This window comes from Clostridium sp. AM22-11AC, assembly GCF_003473545.1.
In the GTDB taxonomy this organism is placed as follows: domain Bacteria; phylum Bacillota; class Clostridia; order Lachnospirales; family Lachnospiraceae; genus Enterocloster.
Genome location: NZ_QUCM01000004.1, coordinates 99,158 through 114,199, shown reverse-complemented (window position 1 = coordinate 114,199; position 15,042 = coordinate 99,158). Strand labels below are relative to the sequence as shown.

Sequence of the window (15,042 nt, the reverse complement as noted above, 5' to 3'; positions counted from 1 at the left end):
ACATTTCACAGGAGACAAGGATGGATAATTCCAGTTTAATGAACCGTGAAAATAAAAAAAGACAATTGCGGCGTCAGATCGTTCCTCCCAGGTATCAGACGGAAGAGGAAAGTGAACAGGCGATCCGCAATGCTCATAAAAAGACAGTCAGGAAGCGACTGGCTGTTCTGGCAGTTGTGGCAGTGCTCTTAGGAGGTGCTGCTTTTGGTATTTATTATTATGACCGTTATCATTCCTTTTACGATTATCAGGTCGTGTGGGAGAAGAGCCTGGCAGAGGAAAATCAGGAAGCAGCAGTAAAAGGAGAGGGAAGTTTCTGCGAGTATGTAGACTTTGGTGATGGGGTGATCAAATACACCAAAGACGGAGCTTCTTATATTGATGGCAGGGGAAAGACCATCTGGATCCAGAGTTATGAAATGAAATCCCCATTTGTTTCTGTCAACGGCGAATTTGCTGCCGTTGGGGACAAACAGGGAAATTCCATTTATATCTGCGACAGAAGCGGCTGCCAGGGTCAGGCAACCACAGCGCTGCCTATTTTGTCCTTATCTGTATCTGCAAAAGGAGTGGTAGCCTCTGTACAGGAAGACTCCAAAGCAAGTTATATTTATCTTTATAAAAAAGACGGAAGCGCTCTGGATATTTATGTAAAATCCCTTCTTTCAGGAGATGGATATCCGGTGGATGTAAGCCTTTCACCGGGAGGGACCCAGTGGATCACTTCTTTTATGTATCTGGATCAGGGAATGATCAAAAACAAGATCGTATTTTATAACTTTGGTCTTGGAAAAAATGATCCTAAGCGAGTGGTTGGAGTTTTCCTTCCGGAAGATCTGAGCGATGCTATGGCCGGCAGAGTCCGTTTTATGGATGAAAGCCATGCAGTGATCTTTACAGACAAGGGACTGCAGTTTTTCTCCACCAGAGTGGAAACTTCTCCGGAATCTGTCAATCAGATCCTGTTAGATGAAAATGTGCGCAGCATCAGCTATACTGACAAGTATGCAGGTGTGATAACGGACAACGGGGAAGGTGCGGATCCATATTGTCTTCGGGTCTACCGCCCTGACGGCAGCCAGGTTTTTGAGACTACGTTCAGTTACCAGTATACAGGATTTGATATAGATGGAGATCTGGTCACACTGTATAATGATAATTCCTGCTGTGTTTACAACATGGCGGGAACGGAAAAATTCAGCGGAAGTTTTGATTTTACAGTGACAAAAGTATTGTCCGGACGTTTCCCTGGAACTCTTCTTGTGTTGGGAACACAGAAAATGGAAGAGATCCGGTTAAAGTAAAAGTAGACCATTAACGAACGAACAGCCTGCGACAGCAGGCAGTAGAGCGCAAATGCGTGGGGCGTAAGTTTACGGTAAAATAAAAGAAAGAGAGGATATATACCATGGGGATGAAATGTATCGGTGTTGATATAGGAGGAACCAGTGTAAAGATTGGTCTTTTTGAGACAACAGGAGAATTACTGGACAAATGGGAGGTAAAGACCCGCAAAGAAGACGGCGGTGTGAACATTCTTCCGGATGTAGCTGCTTCCATCCGGAAAAAACTGGATGAAAAGGGACTGGATCTGAAGAAAGATGTTGCAGGAGCCGGAATGGGCGTTCCGGGACCTGTTATGCCAGATGGATACGTGGAAGTATGTGTCAATCTGGGATGGCGCGACTTAAACCCACAGGAAGAGTTAAGCCGCCTTTTAGATGGAATTCCTGTAAAGAGCGGAAATGATGCCAATGTAGCTGCCCTTGGCGAAATGTGGCAGGGAGGCGGAAAAGGCTATTCTGACCTGGTCATGGTCACACTGGGAACCGGTGTTGGCGGCGGCGTGATCCTGGATCAGAAGATCATTGCAGGAAAACATGGCCTTGGCGGTGAGATCGGTCACATCCATGTACGGGATGATGAGTGGGAACACTGTAACTGCGGCGGTGTAGGCTGCTTAGAGCAGGTAAGTTCCGCAACTGGAATTGCAAGAGAAGCCAGAAGGACCATGGCAAAATCTGACAAGCCTTCTGCCCTTCGTGAATTTGGGGATAATGTAAGTGCTAAGGATGTGTTGGACGCTGCAAAAGCAGGAGATGAGATGGCTCTGGAAGTTATGAAGACAGTCAGCCATTATCTGGGACTTGCACTGGCACAGGTAGCTCTGACCGTTGATCCTGAGATTTTCGTTATCGGAGGCGGCGTTTCAAAGGCAGGACAGTTCCTGATCGATATGATCCAGAAGGATTATGATCATTTTACCCCAATCTCTGAAAACAAGGCAAAATTAGGACTGGCAACACTGGGAAATGACGCAGGTATTTATGGAGCTGCAAGACTGGTGCTGTAGAAGAAAATTAAAATCTGGAATAAATAAAAACTGAAATAAAGAAAATTTGAAATAAAGTAAAACCCGCTGATGTGATCGACTCAGCGGGTTTTTTGTGGTCATATGTAATTGAATTGCGGGAGTGCAAAGCACGCAGCAATGAATTAGTGGATCCATGCACCATTTGCGTCTACATTGTAGCCATCTGGTGTAGTGCAGCTTACATACAGGGCGCCGTCAGGAGCCAGGCAGTAATCTACGCCGCCAACATTGATCCATCCGGTAGCCATGTAGCCTTCCGCATCGAAATAGTACCATTTTCCATCTGTTTCCTTCCACTGGGATGCAGGGTAGGAACCATCTGGATTTTGCCACCACCAGCGGATGCCGTCAGCAGCTTTCTGCCAGCCTTCTGGGAAGGTGTTGGTATTATTGTTATCGGAAGTGTTGGAGCCTGGGGTCCAGGAGCTGGAAGATACCCATTTGCTCTTTGCGTTGTTGCTGGCTTTTACGGAACGTACTTTAAAGGTGTATTTGGAACCTGCGCTTACCCAGCTGGAGAAATCATAGCTGGTTTCATATACGGAAACAGTGGAAGCGGAACCATCTGGAGGTGTTACCAGGTTACCGTCTTTATACAGCTGTACCTGGAAATATTTGGCAGAAGAAACATCGCCCCAGGTTGCAGTACCTTCAGAGGAAGCGCTCCATTCTACACTGCCTGGTGCAGCCGCATTGCTCATATCAGCATCTTTATCAAATACAAGGCGGATGTTCAGGATGATGGTAGCGCCGCCGTCTGTTTTTCTTGCGCTTACATATTCTACCTTGTCATAACGGGATTTAATAGAGCTTGCAAGGGTAAGCTTAAAGTTGCTGGAACTGGAACCGGAGAAGGTATATTCATCTTCATCTTCCAGACCAATGCGGATCTCAGCTTCCGGTGGATTGGACTTGCTCCAGTCATCTCCTTCGTCATTGGTAACTTCCACGGAGTCGATGTAGAAATATTCTGTGTTGTCACCGGTAGGAGTTACTTCTACTTCGCCGCCGCTGCTTCCGGAACGGATGTCCGTGTCAATGGTCAGATTGATCTTTCCCACTTTTGTTTTGCTTGCAGCAAAGGTGCAGGGTGCCATGCAGGAAGAAACAAGAAGGGCGGAAAGAAGAACGGCAGTTACTTTTTTTAAACGGATCATATTATTCATCGTCCTTTCTTTAAAAAAATTGCCTGAGAGCAGTTTTTGGGAAAAACAAATGTCTGCTAACGCAGCCGCTTGTTTTTCTACTTGGCTCATTAAAGTATAACACAGTTCCACCCCTTTTTAAAGCAAAGAACCCCTTAAAAAGGGGCTCTGGAGCAAATCGTAAGGAAAAGTTAAAATATGCCGGTCGTCTAAAAATTTTTATAAAGAGGTAGAACTTGGAAGGGAGAAGATAAACTCAGTTCCGACCCCTTCTGTACTGATCACATCGATATTTTCACCATGTGCCTGGATGATCTCTTTTACAATGGAAAGACCAAGACCGGTACCACGTTTATCTTTGCCTCTGGAAAGATCCGTCTTGTAAAAGCGGTCCCAGATCTTTTTAATGCTGTCTCTGGGAATACCGATGCCTGTATCTTTTACGGAGACAAAGATCTTCTCGTATTTGCTGGATGCCTGGATGTAGATCACAGAGTCATCATGGCTGAACTTGATGGCATTGTCGATCAGGTTATAAAGGACCTGCTGGATCTTGCCCATGTCTGCGTAGACCATCTGGATGTTATCGGAAAATGTAAGGTCAAAGCGGATATGTCTGGAGTCACAGGTTCCTTCAAAGGATGCGGCAGTGTCTTTTATTACCCGGTTGATATCAAAATTAGTTCTGGATAAAAACCCTTTTGCATCTAAGGAGTTTAAAGTCAGCATGCTTTCTGTCAGTTTATGAAGGCGCTCTGTTTCAGAAATCACCCTGGATAAGTATTTTTCATACATTTCCGGCGGAATGGTGCCGTCCAAAATAGCTTCCAGATATCCTTTGATGGAGGTCAGCGGTGAACGGAAATCATGGGAGACATTGGCAATGAAATTGCGCTGGTATTCTTCCATTTTATTCAGCTCATCGGACATATAATTTAGGGTATTGGAAAGGTAGCCCATTTCATCGTGGGTCTTTACCTTGATCCGGTAGTTTAAGTTGCCAGCAGCGTATTCATTGGCACCGGCTGCGATCTTTCGCAGAGGCAGATATACCGTGATGGTAAATACTACAAGGATGATCAGCGACAGGCCAAAGATAATGGCACAGGTCATGTAGAGAATGTCCAAAATATGGCTCTGGGAATTTGCAATCTCACTGATGGGAAGGTGGATGAGCACGTAACCATACGTAGTGTAATTGCCGGTCACAGGAGCGGAAACACTGAGTACATTCTGGTCAAATAACTTGTAATAGGTGCCGATGGTATAAGAACGGTTTCCCGTTGCCGTGGGGTCAAAATCCGGGATGGTGGTATGGACGCGGCTGCCATTTTTACTGTCCATGATCACAACGCCGCTTTTGTTGACCACCCATGTTTCTGTGTGCAGATAGGTGGACACATTTTTTAATTGTGTGGAAAAAAGATCCATATCCTGATGCTGGCCCTGATACATAAGACTGCAGGAAGCCGCAATATCATTTGCCTCATCGTAAAGGGCATTTGCCCGGTCCTTGATCAGATAATCCCGGGTTATACCGGAAGAAAAGGTGGCAATGGTAAGCACGCTTAAAAGGCCGAAGATCAGGTAGCCCAGGACAAATTTGGAATAAAGAGAGCGGGCCATTACATCACCTCTTTACTTCAAACTTGTAGCCAATGCCCCAGACTGTAGTAATGGCCCAGCTGGCGTGATCTTTGATCTTTTCACGCAGTCGTTTGATGTGAACGTCTACTGTACGGGTATCACCAATGTATTCATATCCCCAGATATGATCTAACAGCTGCTCTCTGGTGAAGACCTGGTTGGGAGAGGAAGCTAAGAAATATAACAGCTCCAGCTCTTTTGGAGGCATTTCAATGGAATGACCTTTGTAAATGACGGAATAGTTGGTCAGGTTTACGATCAGGTCCGGGTATTCCACATAATCACCCTGCTGTTTCGGCTCTGTGATGGCAGCTGCAGGTGAAGCCTGATAACGGCGCAGGACCGCTTTTACCCTGGCTACCAGTTCCTTGGAGTCAAATGGTTTGATCATGTAGTCATCAGCACCCAGTTCCAGACCAAGGACTTTGTCAAAGATCTCACCTTTTGCGGAAAGCATGATGATCGGCACCTGGGAACTGGAGCGCAGCTCTCTGCATACCTGATAGCCGTCCATACCTGGAAGCATCAGGTCTAAAAGTACCAGATTTGGTTTAAATTCCGGGAAACGCTTTAAGGCTTCTTCCCCGTCGCCTACGATCATGGTTTCATAACATTCTTTCATCAGATAAAGCGAGATCAGCTCTGCGATGTTGGCATCATCATCTACAATGAGTATCCGCTGTTTTTCTGCCATTACAATTTACCTCCCTAAAAGTTAGATTATGTTCCTATTTGAATGTAACAATAGTAACACCGGTTCCGCCTTCGCCAAATTCGCCCAGACGGAAGTCTTTTACATATTTTAACTGTTTTAAACGCTTGTGGCAGGCAGTCTTTAAGGCGCCGGTACCTCTTCCGTGTACCACGCGTACACTTGGCAGGTGGGCCAGATAAGCGTCATCTAAGTATTTCTCCATAGTAGGAACTGCTTCGTCTGTTGTCATACCGATCAGATTGACTTCCGGTGAAACAGAGAAGGACTTGGACATCTTGATCTGTCCGGAGCCGGAATTAGAGCCTTTTGCCTGTGAAAAGGTCTTTTTGGATTTGCTGATTCCTACACCGGAAACAGCACCGTAGGAACGGGAAGAACCATCTCCTAAGGTAGCGCTGATATCGTCTTCACGGATCAGTTCAATATCACGGATATTGACCTTGGAACGCAGGATACCCATCTGTACAAACAGGTTTCCGGTGCTGTCTGGAAGGGAACTGACAGTACCTTTTAAGTTCATGGAAAGGACTTTTACGCCGTCACCGATCTTTAACTTCTTGGCAGAAACAGGCTGGCTTGGACCTTTGGCCTTTACTGCCAGTTTGTCGTCTGTTTTCTTTAACTGCTCACGCAGTTTGGTCCTCTGGGCCTCTAATTCTTTGTTAATGCCGGAGTCAGCAGCCAGTTTGTTGATCTGGCGGATGGTCTGGTCGGCAGTCTCTTTTGCTTCACGAAGGATGCGCTGTGCCTCTTCTGTTGCATTGCGGATCACCTTGTCCTTGCGCTCATCCAGATGCTCTTCCTTGCGGGTGAGGCGGGATTTTAACTGGGCGATCTCCTCTTTATAGGAACGGATCTCTTCCTGTTCTTTTTCAATGGTCACACGGCTGTTTTCCAGGCTGGTAAGCAGGTCCTCAAAGGACTCATCTTTTGCTTCCAGATGGTTCTTTGCATCTTCAATAATGTAGTCCGGCAGTCCAAGTTTTTTGGAAATAGCAAACGCATTACTCTTTCCCGGAACACCGATCAGCAGGCGGTAGGTCGGCTGCAGTGTTTCTACGTTAAACTCGCAGCATGCATTTTCCACGCCCGGGGTAGTAAGTGCAAATACCTTTAATTCGCTGTAATGGGTGGTTGCCATGGTACGGCATTTCATATTGTGTAAAAATGACAGCATGGCAATGGCAAGGGCAGCACCTTCTGTTGGGTCGGTACCGGCTCCCAGCTCATCGAAAAGGCAGAGGGAACGGGAGTCTGCTTCCTCTAAAATACGTACCGTATTGGTCATGTGGGCGGAGAAAGTACTTAAACTCTGCTCAATGCTCTGCTCATCACCGATATCAGCAAATACATTGTCGAATACAGCTAATTCAGAACCTTCCCAGGCCGGAATGTGAAGTCCCGCCTGTCCCATTAAGGTGAAAAGACCTACGGTTTTTAAGGAAACGGTCTTACCGCCGGTATTAGGACCTGTTACGATCAGCAGGTCAAAGTCTTTTCCAAGCCATACATTGATAGGTACTGCTTTTTTCTGGTCCAGCAATGGGTGGCGTCCGTCCTTGATATTGATGTAGCCCTTATCATTGAAAATTGGGGCTGTGCAGCGGTACTGGTGGGAAAGTGCAGCTTTCGCAAAAATGAAATCCAGCTGTGCTAACAGTGCCATGTCCATCTGCAGTTCTTCAATATGAGGAGCTGTCTGGTTGCTTAAAGAAGCTAAAACAGTCTCGATCTCTTTCTGCTCCTGGATCTCCAGTTCGCGGATCTCATTGTTTAATTTTACAATGGCTATTGGTTCAATAAAAAGGGTAGAACCTGTGGCAGACTGGTCATGGACCATGCCGGATACTTGGCTTTTGTACTCTGATTTAACAGGGAGACAGTACCGGCCGTCACGCATGGTGATCACAGCGTCCTGTAAATAGGTACGGTGGGAGTTCAGGATAGAGTTCAACTGGGTATGGATACGGTCTGCGCAGGCTTTTAAGGAACGGCGCACATGGGACAGGCCGGGACTTGCATCATCAGCGATCTCATCTTCGGAAAGGATGCAGCGCTTGATCTCATTATTCACTGGTGTAAGCGGCTCTAAGGCCTGGAATAACGGGTCTAAGGAGTCAGGCACATATTCCTCGGCTGCTGTCTGTTTCGGTGGCTGCTGACCTGGAAAACGTGGTGTAAAGGTGTTTTCCGGGACGTCCTGACGGCCGTAGGCTTTTGCACGGGCAGCAACTGTAAGAACAGAGCTGATAGAAAGCAGTTCGCTGATGCTTAAAGCACTGCCGATCTCCAGGCGCTTTAAAGAACTGCCGATGTCCCGCAGGCCGGAGAAGGAGACAGTGCCTTTTAAGCGGACTCTGTCAGCCGCGTCGGTGGTCTGCGCCTGCCAGGTACGAACTTCTTCCAGGTCAGAAGATGGCACAAGATCCCGGCAGAGGGCTTTACCCAGTGGGGAAGCCGCATGGGACTCCAGCTGGGCGATGATCTTTGTATATTCTAAAGTTTTTAAGGCTTTTTGGTTCATAAATGTTGGTTCCTCCGAGTGTTGCATAAGGTCCGCGACATAAGACCTGTGCTGACGCATGCGGTCTGTGTCGCTGGAATGTTTCTGGCAGAGTGGGTGTGAAAGGTCCACTCGCAGCCCCGCGCTGGCGCGCTCTACTGTCTGCTTGCGCAGACGGTTCGTTAAAGGCGCATAAAAAACAAATGCCACCTTTGGTGGCGCTTGTTTTTTCTTGGCGCCTTTATATTATATCATAAAAGCTATGTTTGACTATGGGAAATTTCTCAGGTGGTGCGGGGCGAAAACCCAGTAAGACGGGCACTTTTGGCTCAAGAATCCCATAGAACATCTTGCATAATAGCAGGAAGAACCTTATAATAGGAATAAGATTCTTCGCAAGGAGGAACGCAATGGCGGATAAGCGTACAGATAAGGATGACAACGTAAAAGAAGAGCGTTCCTGGCAGTTTATCCAGGAGAAGATCGTGCGTCAGCCGTTATCAAGAAGGCAGATCGTCAGATATATTATATTGACTGTTATTTGTGCAGTACTGTTTGGGACCATATCGGCGGTTTGTTTTACAGTTACGAAAACGGTAGTCAGAAAGATAATGGGGCAGGAAAAAATAGAAGAAAGCCGTTCCATTACAATACCGAAAGATGAACCGGAAACATCAGCTCCGGTACAGCAGACTCAGGAAGCTTCAACAGAAGAGACAGAACCGGTAGAAGAGAAAGTTCGTTCAGAGCTGGAAAAATATCCATATTCTCTGGAAGATCTGAACAAGATGTACGGAAATTTAAGGACACTGGTATCAGAAGCAGATAGTTCCATTGCTGCGATCCATTCCATCCAGCATGAAAAAGACTGGTTTGATAACCCGATTGAAACCACAGGACAGTTTTCAGGTGTTGTGATCGATGCCAGAAAAGAAGAAGTTCTGATCCTGGCACCAACAGAAGCAATAGAGACAGCAGACTCTCTGGAAGTTGCATTTTCAGACAGTGCCGTTCTTCCTGGAGCCGTAAAACAGACAGACTCCCGGATGGGACTGACCATGATCCGTGTAGATGCTACTTCACTGGATGATGCACAGTTTGAGAAGATAAAACCGGTAAAACTGGGAAATTCCTATGGGGTCAGACAGGGAGATCTGGTTATATCCATGGGTTCACCGGCAGGTATGGTACACTCCAGCAGCTATGGTTTCATTTCCTATATAGCTAAAAATGTACAGATGACAGATGGAAATGCCCGTGTTCTGTATGCGGATATCAAAAGTAAGGCAGATGCAGGGACTTTCCTGTTTAATACAGAGGGAGAACTGGTTGGCTGGGCCACAGACCGCTATGAGCAGGATGTGGATACAGGCATGAAAACATTTATGTCCATTTCTGATTATAAAGGAGCTCTGGAACTTTTAAGTAATGGGATCCAGGTGCCTTATTTAGGCATTGAAGGTCAGGAAGTTACTTCAGAAATGGAAAAAAATGGAATGCCATCTGGTATTTATATGATCGCGGCAGCTGCCGAAAGTCCTGCCTATAATGCCGGACTTCAGCCTGGTGATATTTTGTCCGGGATCAATGATATTAAGATCGAGGGAATGAAGAATTTCCAGGCCCAGGTGGAAAAACTCCATGTAGGAGACCGCATTACAGTAACAGTCCAGAGAAACAATGGAAAAGATGAGTACAAAGAGATTGAATTTGAAGTAACAGTGGGAGCCAGGTAGGAAAGGTGCCGGGCTCTCTTTTATGGAAAAAATCAAAATTAGAAAAGATGAGGTAAGAAAATGAGATATATCGAAACCTTCCGTGAAGGTATGCACGTATCTGATGTGTATTTATGTAAAAATAAGCAGATCCAGCTTACAAAAAATGGAAAAGAATATGGCAACCTGGTCCTTCAGGACAAGACAGGAACCATTGATGCCAAGATCTGGGACTTAAATTCTCCTGGTGTTGGAGACTTTGATACCATGGATTATGTTTGCATTGAAGCAGATGTGACCTTATTCCAGAACTCCAACCAGTTAAATGTACGCCGCATCCGCAAGGCAGGAGAAGGAGAGTATATAGAGTCTGATTATCTGCCTGTATCCAAGCGGGATATCGGAAAAATGTATGAAGAGCTTCTGGCATTTATCAAGAGCGTAAAGAACCCGTACTTAAACCGCCTGCTGTCCAGCTTTTTTGTAGATGACGCTGCTTTTGCAAAAGCATTCCAGTTCCATTCTGCAGCAAAGACCGTTCATCATGGTTTTGTAGGCGGACTGTTAGAGCATACGTTAAGTGTTACAAAGCTGTGTGATTATTACGCAGGATATTATAAAGAGTTAAACCGTGATCTGCTGATCACAGCGGCTATTTTCCATGACATCGGCAAGACAAAAGAACTGTCCCGTTTCCCGGAAAATGATTATACCGATGACGGACAGTTACTGGGCCATATCATCATTGGCACGGAAATGATATCAGACCGTATGAAGGAGATCGAAGGCTTTCCGGCAAGTATTGCAGTTGAGTTAAAACACTGTATCCTGGCACATCACGGGGAGCTGGAATACGGTTCTCCTAAGAAGCCGGCTTTACTTGAGGCACTGGCACTGAATTTTGCAGATACGACAGATGCAAAGATGGAGACCATGATCGAGGCATTAAATGCTGGTGGCGAAATCAAGGGATGGTTGGGATTTAACCGTTTCTTAGACTCTAATATCCGCAGAACAACGGAGTAAAATAGAAATATGGAAAAAAATCAGGAATTTACAGTATCCATTGAAGATATAAGTGAAGATGGCGCAGGGATCGGCAAACTGGATGGTTATATCTGGTTCATCAAAGATGCAGTGATCGGTGATGTAGTCCGTGCCCGTGCCATGAAAATGAAGAAAAATTACGGGTTTGCAAGGTTGATGGAGATCCTTACGTCGTCAGAGGCAAGAGTAGAGCCAAAGTGCCCGGTTGCCCGCCAGTGCGGCGGCTGCCAGCTTCAGGCTATGTCCTATGAAGAGCAGCTGAAATTTAAAGAGCGTAAGGTAAAAAACCACCTGTTAAGGATCGGAAAGTTTAAGGAAGATGAGATCCACATGCTTCCCATCATGGGAATGAAAGAGCCGTGGCGTTACCGCAACAAAGCACAGTTTCCGTTTGGGTTGGATAAAAATGGAAATATTGTGGCTGGATTTTATGCAGGCCGTACCCATGACATTATTGAGTGTGAAGACTGTCTGTTAGGTGTGGAAGAAAATAAGGATATTTTAGGCATTATCAAAGGATTTATGAGAGTCCATGGGATCCGCCCTTATGATGAGACGACCCATAAGGGCTTAGTGCGTCATGCACTGATCCGCAAAGGCTTCCATTCCGGTGAGATCATGGTCTGTCTGGTGATCAACGGAAAAGATATTCCGGCAAAGGAACAGCTGGTAGAAGAACTGTGCCAGGTGAAAGGCATGACCAGCATTTCCTACAGCATCAATCAGGAAAAGACCAATGTGATCATGGGAAAAGAGATCGTAAATTTATATGGCCCTGGTTACATCACTGATAATATTGGAAATGTGACCTATCAGATCTCTCCGTTGTCCTTTTATCAGGTCAATCCGGTGCAGACGGAAAAATTGTATGGAACCGCCCTGGAATATGCGGGACTGACCGGAAATGAAACAGTCTGGGATCTGTACTGCGGAATAGGAACCATTTCCCTGTTTTTAGCCCAGAATGCAAAGAAGGTCTACGGTGTTGAGATTGTTCCCCAGGCCATTGAAGATGCCAGAAGGAATGCTGCCTTAAATAACATTACCAATGCAGAATTCTTCACCGGAAAGGCAGAGGAAGTCCTTCCGGAACAGTATGAAAAGAACAAAGTCTACGCCGATGTCATCGTAGTAGACCCCCCAAGAAAAGGCTGCGACCAGGTCTGCCTGGATACCATTTTAAAAATGGCACCGAAACGGGTGGTTTATGTCAGCTGCGACTCCTCTACGCTGGCAAGAGATTTAAGATATCTTGCAGATGGCGGGTATGAGGTAGAGAAGGTAAGATGCTGCGATATGTTTGGGCAGAGTTGTCATGTTGAGACGGTAGTGGGTCTGAACAGAAAAATATAAAAGTGAGATCAAAACAGATACCGGAAAGTGGCTTAAAAACTACGTTTCGGTATATTTTTTATATAAATTTTAAATAATACTTGAAAAAATCTTATCAATATGTTAGTATAAAAAAGCAAACGGAAAACGATTTCCATTATGCAGATTGGAACAATATGAACAAAGACAAAGTAACTATCCATGATGTGGCGAGAGCAGCGAATGTTTCTCCAGCCACGGTTTCCAGAGTTTTAAACAACTCAGACCATCCGGTAAAGCCGGAGTTAAAGGAAAAGATCCTTCTTGCTTCCAAGCAGTTAGGATATATCCCAAATCTTCAGGCCAGAAACTTAAAGAGCAAAAAAAGTACATCCATCGGGATCATTATTCCGTCCATTGCGAATCCCTTTTATCCATCTATTGTAAGAGGGATCGAAGATGAGATCGTCAGCCGGAATTATCACATGTCCATATCAAGCTGTGACAGAGATAAAGAGCGGATCAACTACAGTATTGAAAATATGCTGGCAGTCAACGTTCAGGGAATTATCAGCATTTACATTGATGAGATCCCGGAAGCTATGTTTCGCCTGGTAAAACGTGGTGGAGTTGCTTTAAATGTTGTTTCCAATGGTATCTGTATCCCGGATATGCACACCATCCTTGTAGATAAGGTGGAAGAGTGCGGACTGGCAGTACAGCATCTGCTGGACCTTGGACATAAAAAGGTTGCCATGCTCTTTGATAAGCTGGATAATTCCATCCGAAGAAGCCGTCTGACCGGTTATAAGCAGGTGCTGGGAAAAGTGAAGATCCCATATCGGGAAGAATATGTTTATATCTGGGGACGTGATGCTGTCGCTGATGTAACAGAATCCGCGGATAAAGGATATTATCTGACAAAGGCTCTTTTAGAGAGAACTCCGGAAGTTACTGCTTTTGTGTGTATGAACGATGCCATGGCATTAGGTGCTTTCAAAGCAGTCCGGGAAGCCGGAAAAAAAGTGCCGGATGATTATTCCATTGTCGGATTCGATGATCTGGTATTTGCAGACTCCGTTGATCCGGCACTTACCACAGTAGGACTGGAGCAGTATCTCTGGGGAAAGAAGCTTGCACAGTATTATTTTTCTTTGCTAGAGCATCCGGAAGTGAAAGAATCCTGTGTAAGCGAGGAAGAAGTTCTGGTAAAATCCAGACTGATCGTACGCCAGAGTACAAAGAGGATCGGCTAAATACAAGTTGGCCATATAGAAGATATAAACAGACAAGTTACCTTTTGGTGATATCGTCACATATGTTTTGCACACCACATCCGGTGTGCAAAAAAATCAGGAAAATGGAAAACGATTTCCATATATTTTTTACCCACTGTGGAAAACGATTTCCACACAAAATCAAGGCTATGTACAGTGATCACACTGTATGAGTATAAAACCAAAAACATTTTATGTATTAGAAAGGGGTACTTATTATGAGAAAAATGTTTTATGTAATGTGTGCAGCAGGCGTAGCAGCATCTTTAGCAGGATGTACAAAGATGGACACAGCAGCTACCACGGCAGCACCGGCAGCTACAGAGGCACCTGCCAAGGAGGAAACAAAAGCAGAGGAGAAGACAGAAACAGCAGCAGAACCGGAGGTAAAACTGATCGGTGCCCATGTTAATACGGTTGACAGTTCCTATCAGGCTGGTTTCGATGCAATGAAGGAAAAACTGGAAGAGGTATCCGGCGGAAAGATGACTGTTGAGATCCATCCAAATGGAGAGTTAGGCGGAAATGAAGCAGAATTGGTTGAGAAGATGGCAACAGGAACCGTTGATATGATCGTTGCTTCTCCAAACTTCGTAGCAACCACCGGTGTTAAAGAAGCAGACCTGTTCTCCATCCCATTCCTTTACACAGGCTTAGATCATTGGACAGCAGTTGTAGACGGTGAAGTTGGACAGACCATTACAGATAAGATCAATGCAGGCGGCGTTCTTCATAACTTAGGCTACTGGAGCTGCGGTACCAGAGAGTACTTCGGTGTTAAACCTGTAAATACAGTAGAAGATTTCAAGAACGTAAAGATCCGTGTCCAGGACTCTGATATAGTACGTTCCGTATGGTCCGCACTGGGAGCAAACCCAACAACACTGGCTTATAACGAGCTGTACAGCGGACTTCAGAACCATGTAATCGACGCAGCAGAGAATGACCTTGGAAACATCTTACTGCAGAAGTTCTATGAAGCTGGTCCTTACGTATCTCTGACTGACCATGACATTGCAACCAGAATGTTCCTGATCGGAGCTAACAAGTACAACAGCTTAACTGATGAGCAGAAGCAGTGGGTAGATGAAGCAGCAGAATATGCCTGCAAAGAGCAGAGAGCATTTGATAAAGACCTGAACGATAAAGCACTTAAGACCATCAAGGAAAATGGCGGTATCGTTAATGAAGTTGATAAAGAAAGTCTGATCGCAGCTTGTGCAGATGCAAGAGCGGCAGCAGCAGAGAAGATCGGTGTAACTGATCTCTACAACAAGGTAAATGAAGCAGCAAAATAAGCAGGCATAG

The 15,042-nt window shown here is 45.5% G+C and carries 11 protein-coding genes; 7 read left to right on the top strand and 4 right to left on the bottom strand.

All coding sequences use genetic code 11. The features are described from left to right. Positions 1-20: 20 nt before the first annotated feature. Together DW251_RS05685 and DW251_RS05680 are read left to right on the top strand one after the other, a co-directional pair. Positions 21-1,304, top strand: coding sequence for a DUF5711 family protein (locus DW251_RS05685; protein ID WP_118300468.1), 1,284 nt, complete (start codon positions 21-23; stop codon positions 1,302-1,304). 104 nt (positions 1,305-1,408) lie between these two features. Next, positions 1,409-2,353 (top strand): ROK family glucokinase, encoded by a 945-nt coding sequence (locus DW251_RS05680; RefSeq protein ID WP_021868670.1) that lies wholly within the window; start codon positions 1,409-1,411, stop codon positions 2,351-2,353. 143 nt (positions 2,354-2,496) lie between these two features. On the opposite strand, the gene DW251_RS05675 is transcribed toward DW251_RS05680, so the two are convergent. The 4 genes from DW251_RS05675 to DW251_RS05660 form a co-directional block, all read right to left on the bottom strand. Next, the gene (locus DW251_RS05675) at positions 2,497-3,531 is read right to left on the bottom strand and encodes a hypothetical protein (protein ID WP_118300467.1); all 1,035 of its coding nucleotides are present in this window, start codon (positions 3,529-3,531) and stop codon (positions 2,497-2,499) included. 207 nt (positions 3,532-3,738) lie between these two features. Beyond that, the gene (locus DW251_RS05670; RefSeq protein ID WP_021868672.1) at positions 3,739-5,145 is read right to left on the bottom strand and encodes a HAMP domain-containing sensor histidine kinase; all 1,407 of its coding nucleotides are present in this window, start codon (positions 5,143-5,145) and stop codon (positions 3,739-3,741) included. Positions 5,146-5,149: 4 nt separating this feature from the next. Then, positions 5,150-5,860 (bottom strand): response regulator transcription factor, encoded by a 711-nt coding sequence (locus tag DW251_RS05665; RefSeq protein WP_021868673.1) that lies wholly within the window; start codon positions 5,858-5,860, stop codon positions 5,150-5,152. 34 nt (positions 5,861-5,894) lie between these two features. Next, entirely contained in the window at positions 5,895-8,405 is a 2,511-nt protein-coding gene (locus tag DW251_RS05660; RefSeq protein ID WP_118300466.1) for an endonuclease MutS2, read from the bottom strand. Between the two features lie 389 nt (positions 8,406-8,794). On the opposite strand from DW251_RS05660, the gene DW251_RS05655 reads away from it, so the two are divergent. The 5 genes from DW251_RS05655 to DW251_RS05635 all read left to right on the top strand — a co-directional run bounded on the left by DW251_RS05655 (position 8,795) and on the right by DW251_RS05635 (position 15,032). After that, complete coding sequence (locus tag DW251_RS05655; protein WP_118300465.1) at positions 8,795-10,120, top strand: S1C family serine protease; 1,326 nt, start codon at positions 8,795-8,797, stop codon at positions 10,118-10,120. Positions 10,121-10,180: 60 nt separating this feature from the next. Continuing rightward, the gene (locus DW251_RS05650) at positions 10,181-11,125 is read left to right on the top strand and encodes an HD domain-containing protein (RefSeq protein WP_021868676.1); all 945 of its coding nucleotides are present in this window, start codon (positions 10,181-10,183) and stop codon (positions 11,123-11,125) included. Between the two features lie 9 nt (positions 11,126-11,134). Then, entirely contained in the window at positions 11,135-12,499 is a 1,365-nt protein-coding gene (rlmD, locus tag DW251_RS05645) for a 23S rRNA (uracil(1939)-C(5))-methyltransferase RlmD (RefSeq protein ID WP_118300464.1), read from the top strand. 155 nt (positions 12,500-12,654) lie between these two features. Continuing rightward, entirely contained in the window at positions 12,655-13,713 is a 1,059-nt protein-coding gene (locus DW251_RS05640) for a LacI family DNA-binding transcriptional regulator (protein WP_118300463.1), read from the top strand. 239 nt (positions 13,714-13,952) lie between these two features. Further along, on the top strand, positions 13,953-15,032 hold the full coding sequence (locus DW251_RS05635; protein WP_118300462.1) for a TRAP transporter substrate-binding protein: 1,080 nt from the start codon (positions 13,953-13,955) through the stop codon (positions 15,030-15,032). Positions 15,033-15,042 lie beyond the last annotated feature (10 nt).

Excerpts from the sequence above, each read along its gene's own strand:
- DW251_RS05685 (WP_118300468.1), top strand. The coding sequence starts at position 21 with ATGGATAATTCCAGTTTAATGAACCGTGAAAATAAAAAAAGACAATTG.
- DW251_RS05680 (WP_021868670.1), top strand. The coding sequence starts at position 1,409 with ATGGGGATGAAATGTATCGGTGTTGATATAGGAGGAACCAGTGTAAAG.
- DW251_RS05675 (WP_118300467.1), bottom strand. The coding sequence starts at position 3,531 with ATGATCCGTTTAAAAAAAGTAACTGCCGTTCTTCTTTCCGCCCTTCTT.
- DW251_RS05670 (WP_021868672.1), bottom strand. The coding sequence starts at position 5,145 with ATGGCCCGCTCTCTTTATTCCAAATTTGTCCTGGGCTACCTGATCTTC.
- DW251_RS05665 (WP_021868673.1), bottom strand. The coding sequence starts at position 5,860 with ATGGCAGAAAAACAGCGGATACTCATTGTAGATGATGATGCCAACATC.
- DW251_RS05660 (WP_118300466.1), bottom strand. The coding sequence starts at position 8,405 with ATGAACCAAAAAGCCTTAAAAACTTTAGAATATACAAAGATCATCGCC.
- DW251_RS05655 (WP_118300465.1), top strand. The coding sequence starts at position 8,795 with ATGGCGGATAAGCGTACAGATAAGGATGACAACGTAAAAGAAGAGCGT.
- DW251_RS05650 (WP_021868676.1), top strand. The coding sequence starts at position 10,181 with ATGAGATATATCGAAACCTTCCGTGAAGGTATGCACGTATCTGATGTG.
- rlmD (WP_118300464.1), top strand. The coding sequence starts at position 11,135 with ATGGAAAAAAATCAGGAATTTACAGTATCCATTGAAGATATAAGTGAA.
- DW251_RS05640 (WP_118300463.1), top strand. The coding sequence starts at position 12,655 with ATGAACAAAGACAAAGTAACTATCCATGATGTGGCGAGAGCAGCGAAT.
- DW251_RS05635 (WP_118300462.1), top strand. The coding sequence starts at position 13,953 with ATGAGAAAAATGTTTTATGTAATGTGTGCAGCAGGCGTAGCAGCATCT.